Here is a 20592-nt window from a genome sequence, read left to right on the forward strand (position 1 = left end):
CGCTCTCTCCCTTATACGTTTTTTGCTTCTTTCACGAGGCGATACGTATCGCGTGCAATCACTAGCTCTTCATTCGTCGGAATGACAAGCACTTCCACTTTCGAATTCGGCGTAGAGATGCGGCGCGGTTCTTTAGAGCGAATCTTGTTCAGTTCCCGATCGATTTCAACGCCAAGGAATGTCAACTGCTCGCACACATGTTGGCGAATCACGATAGAGTTCTCCCCTACACCGGCTGTGAACACGATTGCATCTACTCCGTCCATCGCAGCCGCATAAGCACCGATATACTTCCGAACACGATAAGTGTACATTTCAAAAGCCAATGTTGCATTTGGTTCGCCTGCTTCCATACCGTCCGTAATTTCGCGCATATCGCTGGATATGCCAGAAATCGCCAACAAGCCGCTGTGCTTGTTCAGCATGGAGTTCACTTCGTTCACAGTCAAATCTTCCTTCATCATCGCGAATGGCACAACAGCAGGATCCAAATCACCGCTGCGTGTTCCCATCATCAAGCCTTCGAGTGGTGTCATCCCCATCGAAGTGTCAACGGATTGTCCACCTTGCACGGCCGTCAAGCTTGCACCGTTACCGATATGACAAGTGATGATTTTCAAATCTTCGATCGGGCGTCCGAGCGTTTCTGCCGTACGTTTGCTTACATAATCGTGAGATGTGCCATGGAAACCGTAACGACGGATTTTGTGCTTCTTGTAGAGCACCTTCGGAATGGCATACATGTAAGCTTTCGCAGGCATCGTCTGATGGAAAGCCGTATCGAATACGACCGCTTGCGGTACGTTACCCATGTTCGCTTCGACCGCTTTGATCCCCATCATGTGAGCCGGATTGTGAAGCGGCGCCAACTCGAACAAACGGCGAATTTCCGCTTTTACATTCGAGTCTACAAGCACTGAGTTATTGAATGATTCACCGCCGTGAACGACCCGATGGCCAACGGCTTCAATTTCGCTTGTAGATTTCACGACACCGACTTCCGGATCCGTCAACTTGTCCAATACTTTGCGAATCGCGATTGTATGGTCCAAAATTTCGCTGACTTCGGTAATCTCATCCGTATGGTGAGGCTCATGTACGAGAATGGAAGAATCCATTCCAATTCTTTCCACCCGACCTGCTGCTAATACCGACTCATCCGTCATGTCATACAACTGATATTTAAGCGAGGAGCTTCCCGCATTAATGACTAGTACTTTCATAATCTATCCCCATCCTTGTCATAGTTGAAAAATCCGACGCCCGTCTTCACGCCGAGGTGACCGGCGCGGACCATTTTTTTCAACAATACGGACGGACGATATTTAATGTCGCCGAATTCACGGAACATGCGCTCCATCGCTGCCAGTACGGAATCGAGACCAAAGCGGTCAGCCATCTCTAATGGACCATATTGGAAATTGTATCCGATTCGCATCGCATTGTCGATATCTTCTGCAGATGCGACTCCTTCTTGCAGCACATGTAACGCTTCGTTAATTAAGTTACAAATAATCCGTGTCGTGACGAAGCCCGGCGATTCATACACCATAACGCCTTTCTTCTGCACAACTTCTTCAACAAACCGCTTCGTCTCATCAAATGTAGCATCTGATGTTTTTAACCCGCGGATAATTTCGACAAGATCCACTTTCGAAACTGGATGAATGAAATGCATACCGATAACTCGCTCCGGATATTTCGTAGAGCTCGCCAATTCGGTCAAAGACAATGTCGATGTGTTGCTTGCCAGAATGATATTGCTAGGGCAGACGCGATCCAGCTCCGCAAATACGCTTTTCTTCGCTTCGATATCTTCGGAGATGGTTTCTATAACCATATCGCATGCACTAAGTTCAGCCAGATGCGTCACCTTATGTATGCGCGAAAGAATTAATTTTTTTTCCGCTTGAGTGATAGCCCATTTCTCCAGCTGTTTGTCCAAGCTCGTTTCAATCATTTCGTATGCATGGTCCAGCTTTTCCGGCGTTTGCTCCACTAGCAGCACGTCCAGGCCTTTCACAGCAAGCATTTCTGCAATGCCTTGGCCCATTGTACCGCCGCCAATGACGCCGATTTTTTTGAAAAACATGGTCTCTTCCACCTTTCATGTTGCTATGCTCTGCATAGTGTACCCGAGATATAGCTCGCGTTATCAGTGCATAGGTACCTAATATTATCTTAACATGATTGTTGAAAATAAAAAGAAATAACCAGCGCATTTTCACGCTGGTAATTGTTTCTTGTCACATAATAGACACCGGAATTTCTCACCGCTTACGTACTCTTCTTCAATCAAATGCTTCAGACAGCGCTCGAATGCTTCCTGGTGCTCTTTCAACAGCTCATGCGTGCGATCCGTCAAATCTAACATAATCGCCTGTGTCTCTTTTGTCAAGACATCGGGAGACAGATGCTTCAGGCGTACAATTCCCAAGCTGGTCAAGCCTGAATTAATCATCGTCTCGACAATATTAAGCGCTTGATCGAAGTCTCCCTGGGAGCCTGTACTGCGGTTCCCATAGAACATTTCTTCAGCAGCAGCTCCACCCAACGCGATCATAATCTGTTCTTCCAAGAACGGCTTCGTATACAAATAACGTTCTTCCTGTGGCTGGTGTCGGACGTAGCCAAGCGCTTGACCTCTCGGACTTAATGAAACTTGAGATACGCTTCCCGGACGGACTAGCTCCGCCATAATTGCATGACCCAATTCATGAATTGCGACCCGGCGCCGTTCTTCCTGATTCGTCTCGCGGTCGCTCTTCTCTCCCATCAGCACCTTATCAATCGCCTGCGATAAATGTGCTGTCGAAATCAAGTCAGCCTGTTCACGCATCGCATAAATCGCGCCTTCATTCAGTACACTTTCAAGCTGTGCACCGGAAAATCCGAACGTCTCTTCCGCAATCCGGTCCAGATTGACATCATCGGCCAGCGGCTTGTTATCCGCATGCAAATCCAAAATATGACGACGGCCTTTCTTGTCCGGCATATCCACTTGAATATGACGGTCGAACCGACCCGGACGCAGCAATGCGCTGTCGAGCATCTCTTTACGGTTTGTCGCTGCCATCACGAGAATTCTTGGCGTCTGATCCGCATATAAACCGTCCATTTCCGTCAACAATTGGTTCAATGTCTGATCGTATTCCCGCTGTTGCCCGCCTTCACGTTTACCGCCGATAACGTCAATCTCATCGATAAAAATAACTGCGTTCTCTTTTTTCTCCTTCACGGCACGCTGTCTCGCGTCCTTAAACAGCTCTCGCACCCGGCCAGCACCGACCCCAACGAACATCTCTACGAACTCACTGCCGGATACTCCAATGAACAACGCGTCTGCGTAATGGGCCGACGCCTTGGCCATCAACGTCTTCCCTGTCCCCGGAGGACCGGTTAGAAGAATGCCCTTTAGAGGACGTATTCCGAATTTACTGATCGCGTCAGGGCGAACTAGGAAGTCCAAAGCTTCTACCAGCTCATGTTTGGCACGTTCTTGACCCCCGATGTTATCGAAGCTCATTGCAGTGACCTTAAGACTTCGTGAATCTTTGCGGCCAGAGGTTGCTGCCATACCCGCACCACGACGCTGCGCTGCGAACGCCAATACACCTATTGCGGCGGCCGCCAGTACGATCGGCCACACATTCACTCCAAGAAAAATAATGAACAACAGGAGTGGAATGGATACGCCGATGACCCACTCAGGCCATCGCATCGATTGTCGATTTCTCATACGGCCACACCCCCATCCGTGTACCTTCTAACGGCAGCAGCAACGTCTTGCTGCCTTGTCCATCCTTCACCGTAATATATACATACTGGTTGTCCATTTCCGTCTGAACTTCTATCCCCGGCTGCTGCAGTTGCTGCAGACGTAATGGAATTTGACTATATTTTTGATGTACCATCGCTTCAGCGACATCAAACAAAGCCTGGGACCACCATTTATCGATTTTCGGCGTGCTATGGTCATTCATATATTCAATAACTACCTTTTTCCCTTTTGCTTGCTTTTCCAAATCGCCATTCAGCTGCTGAACCAATTCACGGACATCGACACCCGGCTTCGTCTGAATTTGAACCTTCATCGCGTCGGTCTGCCAGTCAACATGATATTGTGTAATCTCAGCATGCTTTTGCACGATCTGTTCCACTGGCTGCTTCACAAAATTAGTCTGATACAACGCCCATCCACCGAACAGTACGGCGCCCGTCACAATCATAATCAGGACGGTAGGAGCGATACGAACTTTTTTCGTCATGCTGAAATACCTCCTCACCCTCTAATCTATCTACATGAAAACGGCGCTTGTTGAATACATGAAATATATCATTCAGTACATGTTAGAGTATATCACAGTATATACACTGAAGTTGAATGTAAAGTGTACCATAGCTGCCAATCTCCTTGGCAACAAAAAAACACCGCACTCTCGCTGCAACGCTTCAATCGCGTCACTTGCAAGAATACGGTGTAAGGTGGTCCATCGTTATTTATTAGGCAGCCCGTAGATTTCTCCGATCGGTGAACCGTCGGCGAACAGATAAAATTGATAATAATAGCGGTTGGCGCCCTGTTCGTCCGCTCGTTCCAGCATCGCCTGCCATACATATTGCCCGTCTTTATATCCGGGAATAAGCCGTACGATGTGAACCTTGTTATATTGCTCTTTTATTTTTGCTTTCATCGCATCTTTTTTTATTCCTTCAAAGGCGTACATAGATACGACTTTCTTCGGAAACACCCACACCAGTCGTTCTTGGTCTTGTTCATCTTTACCTTCAACAACATAGACAATGTCGTCCCATACGCTCTTCTCGACACCGGATATTTCTGCGAGCTTTACACTATCATTCGCTCGGCGAATGATATCAGCTTCTTTCACTCGCTCATCAGCATTTATATATTGCACATACATATATACAGCAGCAATGAGAAGAATCAGAATAAGAACCGCCAGCGGGATATACCATTTCCATTTGGAACGCCGACGTGTGCGGCTTCTTACCATGAATAAATCCCCCCGCTTATCGCTGCAGCAGCTGCTCGAAGCATTGCTGCGTCTCATGACGGATACGTTCTTCATCTAACGTCAGGCATTCGCCATTCTTCACGACCTGTTCTCCATCAATCCATACATGCTTCACATCTTTAGCCGAAGCGGAGTAAATCATGTGAGATACGAGATCCGTATGCGGAATGAAGTGAGCTTGATCGATATCTACCGCAACCATATCTGCCTTCATACCGACCTCAAGCAATCCTACATCAGGAAGCGAAATCGTCTTCGCCCCGTATACGGTACCCATGCGCAGCGCTTCTGCAGCCGGAATCGCGGTTGGATCTCCCGATACTCCTTTGTGTATAAGCGCAGCAAGCCGCATTTCTTCGAACATGTCTAAGTTATTGTTGCTGGCCGGACCATCCGTTCCGAGAGAGACGACAACTCCTGCGCGCAACAATTCAGGAACCCGAGCTACACCGCTCGCCAACTTGAGGTTGCTGCCTGGATTATGAGACACGGCTACATGGTAGTGAGCCAGAATCGCAATTTCTTCATCTGTCAAATGTACCCCGTGTGCAATGAACGACGGTCGCGAAAAGAAGCCCAATTTCTCTAAATGAGCAACCGGACGAAGCCCATAATCCTTCACGTTCTGTTCCACTTCCGCCTTCGTCTCCGACATATGTGTATGAAGAGGTAAATCCATATCATGTGCCGCTTGCACGAACTTCTCAATGAATGCCGGCGGACACGTATATGGCGCATGCGGCGCCAGCACGGTTGTAATCCGTCCATTCGCCTTGCCGTTCCAGTCTTTTGCGAATTGAACCGCTTCTTCAAGCTTCGCATCCTGAACGTCTTCAGGACACAACCCGATTGCGCCGCGCGTCAGACAGCCCCGAATACCGGACTGCTCGCAGACTTTAGCGACTTCATCCATATGATCATACATGTCGACGAACGTTGTGGTTCCGCCCTTAAGCATCTCAACGACGGATAATGCGGTTCCCCAGTACACATCCTGTGCCGTAAATTTCGCTTCCATTGGCCACATTTTCTCCTGCAGCCACGATTGCAGCACCATGTCGTCACCATACCCGCGCAGGAGCGACATCGCAGCATGACCATGCGTATTGATTAAACCAGGCAGGAAGAATAGACCTTTGCCGTTTATTCTCTCTGCATCACTCGTATCGAACTGCGCAGGAAGTGAATCTCCCAAGTGGACAATTCGATCATTTTCAATAACCATCGTTCCCTTGGTTGAGGTTTGCCCGGATTGAGCATTAAGTACCGCAAAGGCGCCATTTTCAATAATGATTCGCTTTGTCATTGGACTGGAACTTCCTTTCCCTGATCCGTTAAATAATAAGCCAGGCTAAACAAATCCGTTGTGAAATCGGCAGTATGCACGCGCACATGAGACGGAACCTTCAAAATAACAGGTGCAAAGTTCAAAATGGCTTCTACACCGGCCTCGACGAATTGCTCCGCTACATATTGCGCTTCCGCGGCCGGAACCGTAATAATTCCGATACGGATGTGCTGATTTCGAACCGTTGTGATCATTTCGCTCATAGGTTGAACTTTCAGATTATTAATATCCGTGCCAATCTTGGACTCCATGGCGTCGAACACAGCTACGATTTTCATGTTGTCTTTCAAGTAGACCGTGTAATTGCACAACGCATGCCCCAGTTTACCGGCACCGACCAAGCCAACGTTAATAATTTGGTCCAGCTTCAATATATGACGGATTTGCTGTATTAAATAAGATACGTCATAACCAATGCCTTTGCGTCCAAAATCTCCAAAATAAGCCAAGTCCTTGCGGATTTGCGCTGGATTTAAATCCAGCTTCTGGCCCAAATCCTGAGAAGAAACTGTCAATACTTCACGCTGCTTCAGTTCTATCAAATGACGCAAATAGACCGGCAGACGTCGAACAACAGCTTCAGATATTTTTAATGTTTTCATATCTTAAATCAAGTCCCCTCATCGCTCTTCAACGTCTTTTGATTATCGTCCAACCACGTTTCAATGCGCGGAACCAACTGCTCTGCAGCCATGTGCTCCATCTTTGGTCCCGGCAAGGAATATAAAAAGTGCTTGCCATAGCTTGTTTCGATCACGCGCGTATCATAGATGATGACGATTCCCTTATCCTGCGAGGTCCGCACCAATCGGCCGAATCCCTGCTTAAAGCGGATAACGGCTTGCGGCACGGAATACTTCCGGAATGGATTCTGATTTTGCCGTTTCAGCCGCTCTGATTTTGCCTCGACCAACGGGTGGTTCGGCGGCTGGAACGGAAGTCGAACAATCGCCAAGCACGTGAGTGCATCTCCAGGAATGTCCACCCCTTCCCAGAAGCTGCTCGTCCCCAGCAAGACGGAAGCGGATTGCTCCCTGAACCTGCGGGTCAGCTTGCTGCGGTTACCGCTGTCAATGCCTTGTCCAAGCACGTGAATCCCGTGAACGCTCAGCGCTTCCTTCAAAGGCGCATATACGTCCCGCAGCATGCGATATGAGGTGAAGAGCACAAGCATTCGTCCTCTCGTTACTTGCGCGACATCCGCTATCGATTGCGTCAACATCTGGTTGAACTTTGCATCTGATGCGCCCTTTACGCTCGGGAAATCACGCGGGATAACGACTAATGCCTGTTCCCGGTAATTAAACGGTGACGGTAATATGACCGTGTGCAGCCGTCCGTCCCGCTCCGCATCCTTCAGCCCGATTTGTTCTGCCACGAACTGGAATGATTTATCGACCGACAGCGTAGCCGATGTCAGAATTACACTTTTCTTCGGTTCAAAAAAATACCGTTTCAGTGCATCACTCACATCGACCGGGACTGCGTACATATGCATCGATTTATGCTTGAACTGGGAATTCCCTTCCATCCAGTAGACCGTTTCCGGGTCTTTCCCCTGCATAAAGTTGCGGAATTCATCCCGAACCAGGCCCAATTCTTTGAACAATCCCGTCACGTCCACGACAACGCCCTGAATTTCTTCGTCATCGTAATCCTTCCATTCGTTGGCCAGCTTCTCTCCTGACCGTACAATATCGCTAAGCCGAACATGGATGTCGCTTTCCAGCTCGGTGATGCCAGCCCAAGCTTCTGGACGTTCGCCCGACGGCAACCGGAACACCGTCTGCCCGGCGGCTTCGGCTTGTCCGTTCTCAGCCGGAGGAAGCAATTGGAACAAGACTTCATTCAAACGGTCCCATTGTTCCTTCACGTCGACGATTTGCGTGAGCAGCTTGTCAATTCCTTCTGCCCAGATAAGCGCTTTCTCGTGACCGGATAGGCGGAGCCGCATCTGAAGCAAGATCAATGCTCCATTCTTGCTGTCTTTGAATAGCCGCGTTAACGGATGAATGAGTGAAAAATATTGCAAATGGATGCCTAGATGTTTGCCTGCCGTCTCTTCAAAATGATGAGCCTCATCTATGACCAAGTGTTCATAGGTGGGCAACAGACGATGTTCGGCAATGACATCGGTAAACAGCAGAGAATGGTTCGTTATAATAATGTCCGACAAATTCGCTTCATTCTTCGCCCGATGATAGAAGCAGCGCCGGAACCACGGGCAAGCCCGGTTCAGACAAGAGTCGCTATCACTTGACACCGTATCCCAGAAATCTGGACCTTTGTGGACCAAATGCAGCTCCTCATCATCGCCATGCTCCGTCTGGCTTAGCCAGACGAGAAACTGAGCAGCGGTTATGCTGTCGTCACGCGCATGAACGAACTCTCTATGATTTATTTTATGTTCAAATTTTCTCAAACACAAATAGTGACTGCGTCCTTTTAACACCGAAGCTTTGAAAGGAAACGGAACAATCTTCTCCAGAAGCGGTAAATCACGCTGTCTCAACTGTTCTTGCAAATTGATAGTGTGCGTGCTAACAATCACTTTCTTCTCTTGAGATACGCTGTAATATAAGGAAGGGAGCAAATATCCAAGTGATTTCCCAGTGCCTGTTCCAGCTTCAATCAAGAGATGAAGGTCCTGCTCTTGGCATTCCATCACTTCGTTAAACATTTGTTCCTGAGCTTCACGCGGCTCGTAATTCGGCAACAGACTCGCCAAATTGTTCCTCACTTCATCCATAAAGCCACGGAACGTCACATTGTTGAGCGGACTGCTCTCTGAACCTTCACGCGGAGGAAGGGTATCCGTCCAATCCCCTTGCTTCAACGTTAGCTGACGGAATGGAAAGTTACCTTCCTTCTCGTCCCAATCGGACACGTCCCGCTCACGTTCATTTAGCTTCTCCACCAGCATCCACTTTAAATCGCGTTCTTCTTGATCGCCAAATACATCCACAATACGTTGCAGAGTCAGAAGCGGCAAGTCATCGATCGCTTGCAGGCAGCGGATAAATACATCGGCTGTCGCTCTCGCGTCGCTGTCGGCTTGATGCGGTCGGTCATGGATGATTCCGAATTCATGCGCAACCGATCCCAACTGATAAGACGGCAGTGAAGGGAACAGTATCCGCAGCAGCTCAATGGTGTCCAGAATACGTCCGGTAAACGGTAAATAACCGGTCTGCTCTAGAGCTTGGCGCAGAAATTGATAATCGAACGCAACATTATGTCCGACGAGCACGACGTCACTTAACAATGGAACAAGCCCTGTCATCGCTTCATCCAAGTCTGGCGCATCCTGAACATCCTCATTGCCAATTCCGGTTAATTGCGTAATGAATTCAGGAATTGTGATGGTCGGCCGAACGAGCGTATGATACTCGCGTTCCATCTGTAAATCGTGACCGAGAATGACGAGTCCGATTTGTATAATTTCATCGTTAGGCTGATTGCCTGTCGTTTCAAAGTCCAATACAGCAAATCTCATCTTAATATAATTCCTCTCGCAATTACTGTTATTAGCATAACAGATGTTCGGTCATTTGGAAATGACTAGAGGGAAACATCTGTGCGTACTTCGCACGAATGTTCCCCTCTAAATAATCTTATTGCATGTGGTTCATATTTCCGGCACCGTACTGCAAATGACCGCAATTCGACAGACACACCTTCAAATTAAAGACCGGTTCTGGCAAAGAAGGATCCATCTGGTGGGCTTTCGCAAAATACTCTTGCGCCAGAGACAAGTTGCGCTGTTCCGCTTGAATACAACCGAGGGCATTATACGCGATGGCCTTCAAGCACTTGCTTTCCGTTAAAGGAATGATGAATTCGAAATGATGTCCGGCTTCCTGGCTTCGCCCCATGTTCAAATACGCCATGGCCAGATAAGCCCGCACTTCAATATTGTCCGGCTGATGAAGCGCCGCTTGCTCCAAATGCTTGACTGCTTCCTTATACATCATCAACAAATAATATCCTTGGCCCCGTTGAAAAGGATCGCCGTAATCGGGTGCCGAGATCTCTTGTTCCTTCTTCATCTTACCGCCAGAAGCATCCTTGCCGCGAGGACGCAGCTGCGCAAGCTTTTCTTCAAACTGCAGCCATTCCTCCACAATGAGATCGCTCATGGAGCGAAGCAATGACATTTGATGGTCCAATTCCTTTTTTTCTTTGCCTTGTGCATGAGGATACTGCCGAATAATATCATCCAACAAGTCGTTCATCGTTGCGAATACATGTTGCAGCACGATTCATCCCACCTTTACAAGTGATGCGTATCGTCATCTTGCGGCTCACGTTCATTTTGTGTTAAGGGGATGCATTTCATTCGATGCTCCAACGTTTCCCGAGCAGTGCCTTCGCTTGTCAATTCCGATTCCTGATGATGCCGTTAACGATTAACGAACAGTCGCATACGTTTCGGTCTTCGTCGCGAGCTCGACCGGTTTATTGTCCGCGTCCACGAAGACGATTTTTGGATCATATTGCTTCGCTTCTTCATTCGTCATGGAAGCGTAAGAAATGATGATGACATTATCTCCAGGCTGTACAAGGCGCGCAGCCGCTCCATTCAGACAGATTACGCCAGAATGTTTTGGCCCTGGAATGACGTAAGTCTCCAAACGGGCACCATTATAATTGTTTACTATTTGCACTTTTTCATTCGGCCAAATATCGGCACATTCCATAAGATGCTCGTCAATTGTAATGCTGCCAACGTAGTTCAAATTGGCTTCGGTAACGGTTGCCCGGTGAATTTTTGACTTCATCATTTCACGTAACATGGCACATTCCCCCTATTTGTTCTCCAGTAAACGGTTATCAATCAATCGAGTTCGACCGAACCGTACGGCCAGTGCAATCAATACGCGATGATCCGTATTCGCCAGCGTTTGTTCTGGCGATAGCGCTTCAAGTGACGGAAATCGCAATATTTCCACATAATCGATATCAGACAGCGGAGCTTCCTGAATCGACTTGATGATGTTGTCCCTCAGTTGAGGCGCCGTCATGTCTGGACGCTGTTCCAGCCAAGCTTCAACTTGACGCAACGTACGGGACAGCACCAATGCCTGCTCACGCTCTTCTGCAGACAAATAGATGTTGCGGGAGCTGAGCGCAAGACCGTCCCCTTCACGCACAATCGGGCACGGCACAATCTCGACGTCAAAGTTCAAATCCTTTACCATTTGCTGTATGACAGCCACTTGCTGGGCATCCTTCATCCCGAAGAACGCTTTATCCGGCTTCACCAGATTGAACAGCTTCGCGACAACCGTCGTGACACCGTCGAAATGTCCTGGACGGGAGGCTCCACAGAGCGGAGCCGTTACACCCTGGACTTGAACCATCGTCTTCGTCGGTTCCGGGTACATCAATTCGGCGGTAGGAAGAAATACGATATCCACTCCGTTCTGTTCCGCCATTGCTAAATCATGTGCCTCATCTCTTGGGTATTGCTCTAAATCCTCATTCGGACCAAATTGAATCGGATTGACAAATATGCTTAATACGACGATGCCGCATTGTTTTTTTGCTTCCTTCATCAGACTGGCATGACCTTTGTGCAAAAACCCCATTGTCGGCACGAAGCCTATGGAAGGACATTCGGCTCGATGTATCTTCTGTTGTGTGCACTGACGAACCGCATCGCGCAGTTCTGCCATCGTTCTTGCTGCAATCATGGAGCTTCCACCTTTCCATTCCCGTACAGCTCTCCAGCAACCTCGTCGTCAGCCGTGAAGACGTGCGCTTCCTGTGGAAACGCCTGCTGCTTCACGTCCTCCACATAAGACGCGATGCTGTCTCGAATCGTCGTTCCGATGTCGGCATAAGTCTTGACGAAGCGCTTCTCGCGATAATCCGAGGTATAGCGCAAAATATCGTGAAAGACGAGCACTTGTCCGTCACAGCGCGCTCCCGCGCCAATTCCTATAGTTGGAATTGACAGCCGCTCCGTAATATAGGCTGCCACTTGTTCTGTTACGAGTTCAAGCACAATGCCAAAAGCTCCGGCACGCTCTATTGCGAGGGCATCTTCAAGCAAGCGCTTGGCGTCTTCCAGCGTCTTGCCCTGAATACGGTACCCTCCCAATTGATGAACGGATTGCGGCGTCAGTCCTATATGTCCGAGCACTGGCACGCCTGCTTTCACACAAGCATCCACCATTATTGCAATCTCCGCGCCACCCTCCATCTTCACGGCGTTGGCATGCCCTTCCTGCATAATCCGGCGCACGCCGGACATGGACTCGGCCACTGAACTGTGGTAGGTCATAAACGGCATATCGGTTACGACAAACGTGTTGGGCGCTCCGCGACGCACCGCGCGGGAGTGATATACCATATCATCCAATGTGACTGGCAGCGTGGAATCATAGCCGAGGACGACGTTGCCCAAAGAATCACCGACCAGAATCAAATCGACACCGGCTTCCTCAGCCAACTGTGCGGATGGGTAATCATACGCGGTAACCATGGCCAGCTTCTCACCTTGTTCTTTCATCGTCTTCATTTTCACAATACTTAGCGGTAGTTTTCGCTTGATCATATCGTGCTGTTCATCTCCTTTACGTCTCTTTTTAGAGGTTGGCACGCACTTTTTAGTGTGCGCAAAACAAAAAAACCTTTTAGCGTTTCCACTAAAAAGGTCCCAAAAGATAAAAAGAGGTCGCAAGCGGACGTCCTTCTGTCTCGGTCCCTTCGGCTCAGAGCAGAAACGTGCACCACGTTAATCAAGGAATATGTACTTGTCAGCACGAGTTCCTTGCTTAGTTGGGGGCGAGTGCGGTTCTATACAGATACCGCCTTGCCGCCATTAGTATAACAGAAAGTAGAGCATGTTTCACCCTGTAAAATGTACATCTCCCGAAAAAACTTTGCGGCAGCTGCCGTCTTCGCCTACTAATACAAGCGCCCCCGATTCATCTAGGCCTTGCGCGACGCCGTGAACGGCACCGTATGGGGTCTCGACAGACAAGCTGCGTCCAAGCGTGACGCTCTGCGCTTCCCATAGCGTGCGAATTGGTCCGAAGCCTTGTTCTTCATAGAGCTGATACAACTGCTCCAATTCTAACAGACACTCCGCCACCAAGGTAGCACGGTCTACTTCCTGTCCTGATGCCGCCTTCAAGGAGGTGACAATCGGTTGCAGCTCAGGCGGATAATCGGCTTGATCAAGATTGACGCTTATCCCCATGCCGGCGATGACATGCACGAGCCGTTCGTCCTCTGCGTATGATTCCAGCAAAATCCCGCATACCTTTTTGCCGTCAATCAAAATATCATTAGGCCATTTGATGCCCAAATCGGCATGCGTTAGGCGCTTCATCGCCCGGCACAGCGCCACCGCGGACAGGAGCGTCAAATGCGGCGTAAATTGGAGCGGAATGCGCGGCTTCAAGACCATGCTCATCCAAATGCCTTTGCCTGGCGGCGAATACCAGCCACGCCCATGGCGGCCGCGGCCGCCGAGTTGTTCCTCGGCGATGACGATAGCTCCTTCTTCCGCTCCTTGCTTCGCCCACTCAGCGGCAACATTTTGCGTCGATTCCGTCTTCTCCAGAATTCGGATTTGCCGTCCAAGCGTCTTCGTCTTCAGCTTCGTCAATAGAGCGATCTCATCAAGACGGGTCGGTATTTGAATAAGGCGGTAGCCGAGCTTGGGCGCGGCTTCAAATTCGTATCCTTTTGCTCGGAGCCGATTAATCTGCTTCCATACCGCCGTGCGCGTAATTTTCAGATGGCGGCTTATCTCTTCCCCAGATATGTATTGTCCGGGGTGTTCTTGAAACCATTCCAACAGTTGGTCGCTCATCGTTCCTTCCACTCTTTCACAGCATATTTCAATAACACTTCGCGTTCATTCGGCACTTCTTGCAGGGCGACGGCGAGCCAAGCTGCTTCGAGGCTATGGCCCAGCCAAGGCCCAGCCACCCGATCCGCCGCCTGCAGCAGATCCGAGCCCGTCAGGGCAATATCCTGCAGGCGGCGGACGGGAATGTCCTCCAACCAAGCCTGACCATGTTGGAGGAACGGCTGCACAGCAGCGGCTGGCTCGCCAGCCGCTCCCACGCCCGCCAGGGCGCTGCGGCAAGCGAGCCAACCGCGCAGCGCGTCTTCGCCATAGGCGAAGAGCGCTTGCGCGAAGGGGCGGCGCCACGCTTGGGCGCCGCCCGGCACGGCGGCAGCGGCCAAGGCGGCATTGCCGCCGGCCGCCAGCCGCGCCTCCGCGCGCAGGACGCCAAGCACCGCGTCCTGCTGCGCCCCGGAGAGGCGAAGCGCCAGCGCAATGCGCTTCGCCTCTCCTTTGTCGACCTCGTGCCCGAGGAGCAGCAGCGCCAGGCGCAGCTCGGGCGATGTCACTCGCCCGAGCGCGCACAGCAGCGGCTGCCACCGGGTCGACTCGGTCGACGCCAATGCGCCCAGCGGCTCCTTCGTATGCTGAAGGAGCCCGCTGCGCAAGAGCAGGGCCCAGCCGCGCGCTGGGTCGGCCCCTGCCGTCAACTTCCACAGCTCGTCACGCACGCGTTCCATCGCGACGAAAACGAGCGTCGACTTCTCATGGCATAGCGCCCTCCACGTCGACTTCGCAATCCGGCCGCTCAAGATAGCTGCAAAGCGAACGCATCGCAGCATGCGCAGCGCATCTTCGCGGAACCGCTGCTCCGCGTTTCCCACACATCGGATAAGTCGCTGCTCCAGATCGGCCTCGCCGCCGAACGGGTCATGCAGCTCCCCATCCGCATCAATCGCCATCGCATTAATCGTAAAGTCCCGCCGCATCAAGTCTTCGTCCAGATCGCCGATGAACTCCACCTCTTCCGGACGACGGTGACCCTCGTACGCGCTTTCCTTACGAAATGTAGTCACTTCATAAGTGTTGGTCGGCATGACCACGGTTACAGTACCGTGCTGAAGCCCGGTAGGCACGACGCGGGGGAACAGCGACAGCACCTGCTCTGGAAGCGCTGAGGTAGCGATATCGACATCGTTGATAGGACGCCCCAGGAGCGAATCGCGTACGCAGCCACCGACCATATATGCTTGATAGCCCTCCGCCATGAGCCGCTTCATGACATCATGCGCTTCTGTAAATAGTTCACCTTTTCCAATTATACCCATTACGCAACACACCTCATTTACACACAAGTGCGCGCAATGATGGGAACCATTGCGCGCATCAGCTCAACATTGCTATCTATATCGCCGCCGATTAGCATACAGGCTTCGGCACTTCAACCTCTTTGCCCAACACCCGATAATATATTTTCTCGTATTCCCTTGCAATCAGATCATTGCAGAACACGTGACGGGCACGGTGCAGGCATGCTTCCCGCATTTTCTGCGCCAGCATCGGCTGCGACAGCAGCTGAATCGCGTACTCTGCCATCGTCTCTGTTTCGCCAATCGGAGCCAAAAAACCCGTTTCTCCGTGCGTAACCAATTCAGGGATACCGCCTGCTTCCGAACCGATGGTCGGAACACCGCACGCCATCGCTTCTAACGCAACGAGTCCGAAGCTTTCTTTCTCCGATGGAAGCAGCAGGCAATCGGCAAGTGAGATAACTTGTGCGATTTCATCCTGCTTCCCGAGAAAATGGACGCGGTCCTCTAGCCCCATTTCGCGAATCTTGCATTGAACCTTTGGCATATCCGGTCCTTCCCCCACAAATACAAGACGCGAAGCGACCTTCTCTTGCACACGCGCGAACACATCAACCACATCACTCACCCGCTTCACAGGGCGGAAGTTCGAGATATGCATCATTATCTTCTCGAATGGATACGCAAATTCCGATCGCAGCTGAGAGCAATCACGCGGATAGTACACTCGTTTATCTACGAAATTATACGTTAAATCGATCGGTCGCTTGATATCCAGCAGTTCACGTGTTTCTCGGATCAAATCTTTCGACACGGCTGTCACCGCGTCGCTTTTATTAATAGCAAATCGTATCATATCTTTAAGCGACTCGTCTTGCGCCAGCACGGTTATGTCGGTGCCATGAAGCGTCGTCACTACCTTCAGATCGGGATGAGCCATTTGCTTGGCCAAATAAGCGCATACTGCATGCGGAACCGCATAATGCACATGCAGCAAGTCAAGCTGCTGCAAATTGGCGACCTGCGCCATTTTGCTCGCTAACGATAAATCATAGGGCGGATAACGAAAGACATAATAATCGTTCACTTCCACCTCATGATATTGGATGTTTTTCTGAAAGCTCGAGCCTAAGCGAAACGGTATATTGTGCGTAATAAAGTGAACTTGATGTCCTCGCTCAGCCAATAGCTTGCCAAGCTCCGTTGCAACGACCCCGGAACCGCCGAGAGACGGATAACACGTTATGCCGATTTTGAGTCCTTCGTTCATGCCCTTCCCTCCTCTTATCGTGCCATGGTATCCACCTGTTACGACAGCAGAATGATTTATCTCTAATTTAGAAGCCCGATGTTCGTGATCAAAAGTGGTGGCTTTTCGAACAAACTCTATAAGAACGTTGAGACCGCGTAAGGACCTTTTACGACGAAGCCCTCAGCAAGCGCAAACCCACGTGTCTGGCCCAAGAGAGTATCCCGAGCCTCCACCCGTTCCACGTATCCCTGATTCAAAGGTGTCGCAACGAAAGTACCGCTGCCGTCCGGCTTCGTAAATTGCGAAGCATACGCATGCAGCGCTGCGCGCTTCATGTCGTAAACCGCTGTCACATCTACAAGCAGTTGCGCCGATGCGACATCATTAATAAAATAAAAATAAACCTGCTCCACCAGATGTGCATCCAGCTCAGGCAGGTAGCGCCGCAATTTCGCGTTAAACACTGCTTCCTGCACGATCCGGCTGCATTGTATATGATCTGGATGGCGGTCTTCCCAATAAGGCATGAACACGATGCGCGGACGATGACGACGAATCACCTCGACGACCGCATCAATATGCTCGGAGCATACCTGCAGCCCCCGGTCTGGCAGACGCAGATTCTCCCGAACAGAGAGCCGCAGCGCAACGCTCGCCTGCTTCGCTTCCTCACGTCGCAAATCAACCGTACCGTTCGAAGACATTTCCGCCTCCGTCAGATCACAAATGCCGACCTTGAAGCCTTGGGCCGTATGCTTTGCAATAGTCCCAGCCATCCCTATCTCTACATCATCGGGATGAGCGCCAAAGGCCAATATATCGAGACCGTTCATTACTCCTCGACTCCCGGTTTATATTTATGAGCCAACTCACGCCAAGCGAAATCACCGCGTTCCAGCGCCTTCACCAAAATCTCCGCCGTTGCAATGTTCGTCGCAACCGGAATGCCCTGAACATCGCATAGACGAAGCAATGCGATAATATCCGGCTCGTGCGGCTGTGCCATCAGCGGGTCGCGCAGGAAAATAATCAAGTCCATTTCATTTTCCGCCACAAGGGCGCCGATTTGCTGGTCTCCGCCTAATGGACCGGATTGAAAGCGGTGGATGCGCAGATCGGTCTGCTCCATAATCCGCAGGCCCGTCGTGCCCGTAGAGTATAATTGATGATCCTCAAATACCTTTTCATAGGCGGTAACGAAATTAACGATCTCGTCTTTTTTTCGGTCATGTGCAATAAATGCGATATTTAACATGTCGTAACCCTCCGTTGTCTATCCCCTAGTCAAATGGTGCGGCAATCAATCATCAAGCAAATGCTCAAATCCGTAGACTAACTCCTGAAGTTGAACGACTTTCTTCACTGCCATATTAACGCCCGGCATATAACCCGCGCGATCATACGAATCATGGCGGATTTTCAGAGTTTGTCCATAACCTCCAAAAATCACTTCCTGCTGTGCAAATATACCAGGCAATCTCACGCTGTGAATGCGAAATCCGTCATAATAGCCTCCGCGTGAGCCCTCGATTTTCTCTTCTTCACGCGGATTGCCTTGACGGTGCTCCTCACGTACTTTCGACACTATTTCCGCTGTCTTCACCGCCGTACCGGAAGGTGCGTCCAGCTTCTGATCGCCATGGTACTCGATAATTTCCAGATCGGGTAAATACTTTGCGGCTTGCGCGGCAAAGCGCATCATCAAGATTGCGCCGATCGAGAAATTAGGCGCAATCAAGCCGCCAAGCTGTTGCTCGCGGCACATCTGCTGCAGTTGCTCGATCTCGTCGGGGCTGAATCCCGTCGTGCCGATGACTGGTCTCACGCCACTGCGAATTGCGAGCAGCGTGTTGCTCATGACAGTGTTAGGCGTCGTAAAATCGACCATAACGTCTGGCTGCGTGTGCTGCAAGGCGCTTTCCAGATCCGAAGTCACCTTTATGCCGCATGGCGGAAGTCCAACGAGCGAAGCGGCATCTACCGACCCTGCCGACGTAGCAATAGCGGCAACCAACTGCAACGCTTCATCTTCCAATACCATCTTCACGACTTCTCTGCCCATACGCCCGCTAGCTCCCGTGACAGCTACACGAATTCGTTCCATCTCGCCCTCATCCTTTCTGCGACTATTCCTCTGTCTGCTCCTCTATTCGAGTCCAACGATTCGCATCACGGGTATTGAACTTGTGCATACATGCATCATGTGCCTTCGTCAGGTCAATACCAAGCGAATTGGAAAAGCAAAGCAGGATAAATAATATATCCCCTAGCTCCATATCAATTGAGTTATCCGCCTCAGAAGACTTCTTCGGCTTCTCACCATAATAATGGTTCACTTCGCGAGCTAATTCTCCCACTTCTTCAGACAATCTGGCCAACATGGCAAGCGGGCTGAAGTATCCTTCTTGAAACTGAGATATGTACTCATCGACCTCTCGCTGCATCTGTGACAGCGGCTTGTCGCGCAGCGAAGACAAGAGTGATTTTACGTCTGTATTTGTCATGCAATCCCCTTCTTTACGCAGTACATTTTTAAAGTACATTCTGCTACTATGTTAACGTATACCCGTATGGAAAACAAATGCTTTTTATCTAATAATGAATTCGATATACTAATGAAGATGTAAGTTATAACCCACTAAAAGGAGCCCTGAATTACGTGAATTCATCCCTGTTTCAGCGCGTATGGCATACCTTTCTTCCGATAACGGTCGGCACGGCAATTTATGCATTCGGTTTAATTTACTTTATTATTCCGAATCAGCTTATGGAGGGCGGAGTCACGGGAGTTACGGTACTGCTTAATTACGCGGCAGGCATAAAACCCTCCTTATCCACGTTAGTGCTAAACATTCCTTTGTTCGCTATTGGCTGGCGCGCTCTGGGCAGCAAACAGATGGTGTACAGCGTTTACGGCGTTCTCTCGCTCACTTTGTTCCTATGGCTGTTTGAGCAGGCGGTTGCCCGAGAGTGGATCATTCCCTTCCAGACGGAGCATGATTTCATTTTGGCTACCCTATACGCCGGCGTTACCTTAGGAACGGGGCTCGGTATCGTCTTCCGCTTCGGCGGCACGACCGGCGGCGTCGATATTCTTGCACGGATGGCGAATCGCCGCCTCGGCATCAGCATGGGGCAGTTCATTCTTTTCCTCGATATTTTCATTATCGGCGCAGCGCTGTTCTACATACCGAAGGAAAAGATATTGTATACATTGGTGGCCGTTTTTATTTCCTCGAAAATGATCGATTTCATTCAAGAAGGCGCTTATGCGGCCAAAGCCTTTACGGTCATAACCAATCATTCGGACCAAATCGCAAATACCATTACGAAGGAAATGGAACGTGGCGTAACGCTCGTCCCAGTCATTGGTGCTTATTCGCGCGAACCGAAGCAAATGGTATACTGCGTTGTCAGCCGCACGGAGATTCGCCGCTTTAAAACTTTGGTGAAAGAGATTGATCCGCGCGCCTTCATTGTCGTCAACGATGTCCATGATGTGTTGGGCGAAGGCTTCCGCGAAGAGTAACAAGAAAAGGGATTCCACATTCAAGCCGCAAGCTGAAGATGAATAAATGGTACAGACTGGCCGTAGGCAATAGATATGCTCGCGCCATCGCTAGCTTCACTCTCCCTTGCCGTCAGGGGAGAGACTCTGCGTGAAAAGCTGAGTAAAAGGGAGAGTGGGCATATACGCATCGTGACAGTTCGTACATACCTGCAGCAGGTATAAGTTACGTTCGCGCCATCGCTAGTTTCACTCTCACTTGCCGTCAGGGGAGAGACTCTGCGTCAAAAGCTGAGTAAAAGGGAGAGTGGGCATATACGTATCGTGA

20 protein-coding genes are annotated in these 20592 nt (G+C 50.2%); 1 reads left to right on the forward strand and 19 read right to left on the reverse strand.

The features are described from left to right. Positions 1–11: 11 nt before the first annotated feature. The 19 genes from M3650_RS22570 to M3650_RS22660 form a co-directional block, all read right to left on the reverse strand. Positions 12–1223 carry an acetate kinase gene (locus tag M3650_RS22570; protein ID WP_251578013.1) on the reverse strand — a complete coding sequence of 404 codons (1212 nt, stop codon included), beginning with the start codon at positions 1221–1223 and terminating at the stop codon, positions 12–14. Beyond that, positions 1220–2092 carry a 3-hydroxyacyl-CoA dehydrogenase family protein gene (locus M3650_RS22575; protein ID WP_019421898.1) on the reverse strand — a complete coding sequence of 291 codons (873 nt, stop codon included), beginning with the start codon at positions 2090–2092 and terminating at the stop codon, positions 1220–1222. The genes M3650_RS22570 and M3650_RS22575 overlap by 4 nt, the downstream gene beginning before the upstream one ends. Before the next feature lie 132 nt (positions 2093–2224). Further along, positions 2225–3739, reverse strand: coding sequence for an AAA family ATPase (locus M3650_RS22580; RefSeq protein ID WP_251578016.1), 1515 nt, complete (start codon positions 3737–3739; stop codon positions 2225–2227). After that, positions 3708–4268, reverse strand: coding sequence for a quinolinate synthase (locus M3650_RS22585; RefSeq protein ID WP_251578018.1), 561 nt, complete (start codon positions 4266–4268; stop codon positions 3708–3710). The genes M3650_RS22580 and M3650_RS22585 overlap by 32 nt, the downstream gene beginning before the upstream one ends. 228 nt (positions 4269–4496) lie before the next feature. Further along, complete coding sequence (locus M3650_RS22590; protein ID WP_251578020.1) at positions 4497–5018, reverse strand: cell wall elongation regulator TseB-like domain-containing protein; 522 nt, start codon at positions 5016–5018, stop codon at positions 4497–4499. Between the two features lie 16 nt (positions 5019–5034). After that, positions 5035–6345 (reverse strand): amidohydrolase, encoded by a 1311-nt coding sequence (locus M3650_RS22595; RefSeq protein WP_251578022.1) that lies wholly within the window; start codon positions 6343–6345, stop codon positions 5035–5037. Further along, positions 6342–6989 (reverse strand): redox-sensing transcriptional repressor Rex, encoded by a 648-nt coding sequence (locus M3650_RS22600; RefSeq protein ID WP_019421893.1) that lies wholly within the window; start codon positions 6987–6989, stop codon positions 6342–6344. Before M3650_RS22600 ends, M3650_RS22595 begins: the two co-directional genes overlap by 4 nt. 8 nt (positions 6990–6997) lie before the next feature. Continuing rightward, a complete protein-coding gene (gene dinG, locus M3650_RS22605) occupies positions 6998–9883 on the reverse strand; it encodes an ATP-dependent DNA helicase DinG (protein ID WP_251578024.1) in 2886 nt (961 codons plus the stop codon). Positions 9884–10001: 118 nt separating this feature from the next. Then, positions 10002–10646: a tetratricopeptide repeat protein gene (locus M3650_RS22610; protein WP_251578026.1), complete on the reverse strand. Its 645-nt coding sequence runs from the start codon at positions 10644–10646 to the stop codon at positions 10002–10004. Between the two features lie 150 nt (positions 10647–10796). Beyond that, positions 10797–11183, reverse strand: a complete 387-nt coding sequence (gene panD, locus M3650_RS22615; protein WP_251578029.1) for an aspartate 1-decarboxylase — start codon at positions 11181–11183, stop codon at positions 10797–10799. A gap of 12 nt (positions 11184–11195) precedes the next feature. Next, positions 11196–12083 carry a pantoate--beta-alanine ligase gene (gene panC, locus M3650_RS22620; protein ID WP_251578031.1) on the reverse strand — a complete coding sequence of 296 codons (888 nt, stop codon included), beginning with the start codon at positions 12081–12083 and terminating at the stop codon, positions 11196–11198. Continuing rightward, entirely contained in the window at positions 12080–12949 is an 870-nt protein-coding gene (gene panB / locus M3650_RS22625) for a 3-methyl-2-oxobutanoate hydroxymethyltransferase (RefSeq protein ID WP_251578033.1), read from the reverse strand. The genes panC and panB overlap by 4 nt, the downstream gene beginning before the upstream one ends. Before the next feature lie 294 nt (positions 12950–13243). Continuing rightward, positions 13244–14215 carry a biotin--[acetyl-CoA-carboxylase] ligase gene (locus M3650_RS22630; RefSeq protein WP_251578035.1) on the reverse strand — a complete coding sequence of 324 codons (972 nt, stop codon included), beginning with the start codon at positions 14213–14215 and terminating at the stop codon, positions 13244–13246. Next, complete coding sequence (locus tag M3650_RS22635; RefSeq protein WP_251578037.1) at positions 14212–15522, reverse strand: CCA tRNA nucleotidyltransferase; 1311 nt, start codon at positions 15520–15522, stop codon at positions 14212–14214. Before M3650_RS22635 ends, M3650_RS22630 begins: the two co-directional genes overlap by 4 nt. Before the next feature lie 91 nt (positions 15523–15613). Further along, positions 15614–16774 carry an N-acetyl-alpha-D-glucosaminyl L-malate synthase BshA gene (gene bshA / locus M3650_RS22640; RefSeq protein ID WP_251578039.1) on the reverse strand — a complete coding sequence of 387 codons (1161 nt, stop codon included), beginning with the start codon at positions 16772–16774 and terminating at the stop codon, positions 15614–15616. A 116-nt stretch (positions 16775–16890) separates the two neighbouring features. Beyond that, on the reverse strand, positions 16891–17589 hold the full coding sequence (gene bshB1, locus M3650_RS22645; protein ID WP_251578041.1) for a bacillithiol biosynthesis deacetylase BshB1: 699 nt from the start codon (positions 17587–17589) through the stop codon (positions 16891–16893). Then, on the reverse strand, positions 17589–18011 hold the full coding sequence (mgsA, locus tag M3650_RS22650; RefSeq protein ID WP_019421883.1) for a methylglyoxal synthase: 423 nt from the start codon (positions 18009–18011) through the stop codon (positions 17589–17591). The genes bshB1 and mgsA overlap by 1 nt, the downstream gene beginning before the upstream one ends. Before the next feature lie 45 nt (positions 18012–18056). Next, positions 18057–18860: a 4-hydroxy-tetrahydrodipicolinate reductase gene (dapB, locus tag M3650_RS22655; protein ID WP_019421882.1), complete on the reverse strand. Its 804-nt coding sequence runs from the start codon at positions 18858–18860 to the stop codon at positions 18057–18059. A gap of 22 nt (positions 18861–18882) precedes the next feature. Further along, on the reverse strand, positions 18883–19260 hold the full coding sequence (locus M3650_RS22660; protein WP_019421881.1) for a nucleotide pyrophosphohydrolase: 378 nt from the start codon (positions 19258–19260) through the stop codon (positions 18883–18885). 155 nt (positions 19261–19415) lie between these two features. Here M3650_RS22660 and M3650_RS22665 point away from each other — a divergent pair, with 155 nt between their 5' ends. After that, positions 19416–20285, forward strand: coding sequence for a YitT family protein (locus M3650_RS22665; protein ID WP_019421880.1), 870 nt, complete (start codon positions 19416–19418; stop codon positions 20283–20285). Positions 20286–20592: the final 307 nt, after the last annotated feature.

The sequence above is a fragment of the Paenibacillus sp. MER TA 81-3 genome, assembly GCF_023713585.1.
GTDB lineage: Bacteria > Bacillota > Bacilli > Paenibacillales > Paenibacillaceae > Paenibacillus_B > Paenibacillus_B profundus.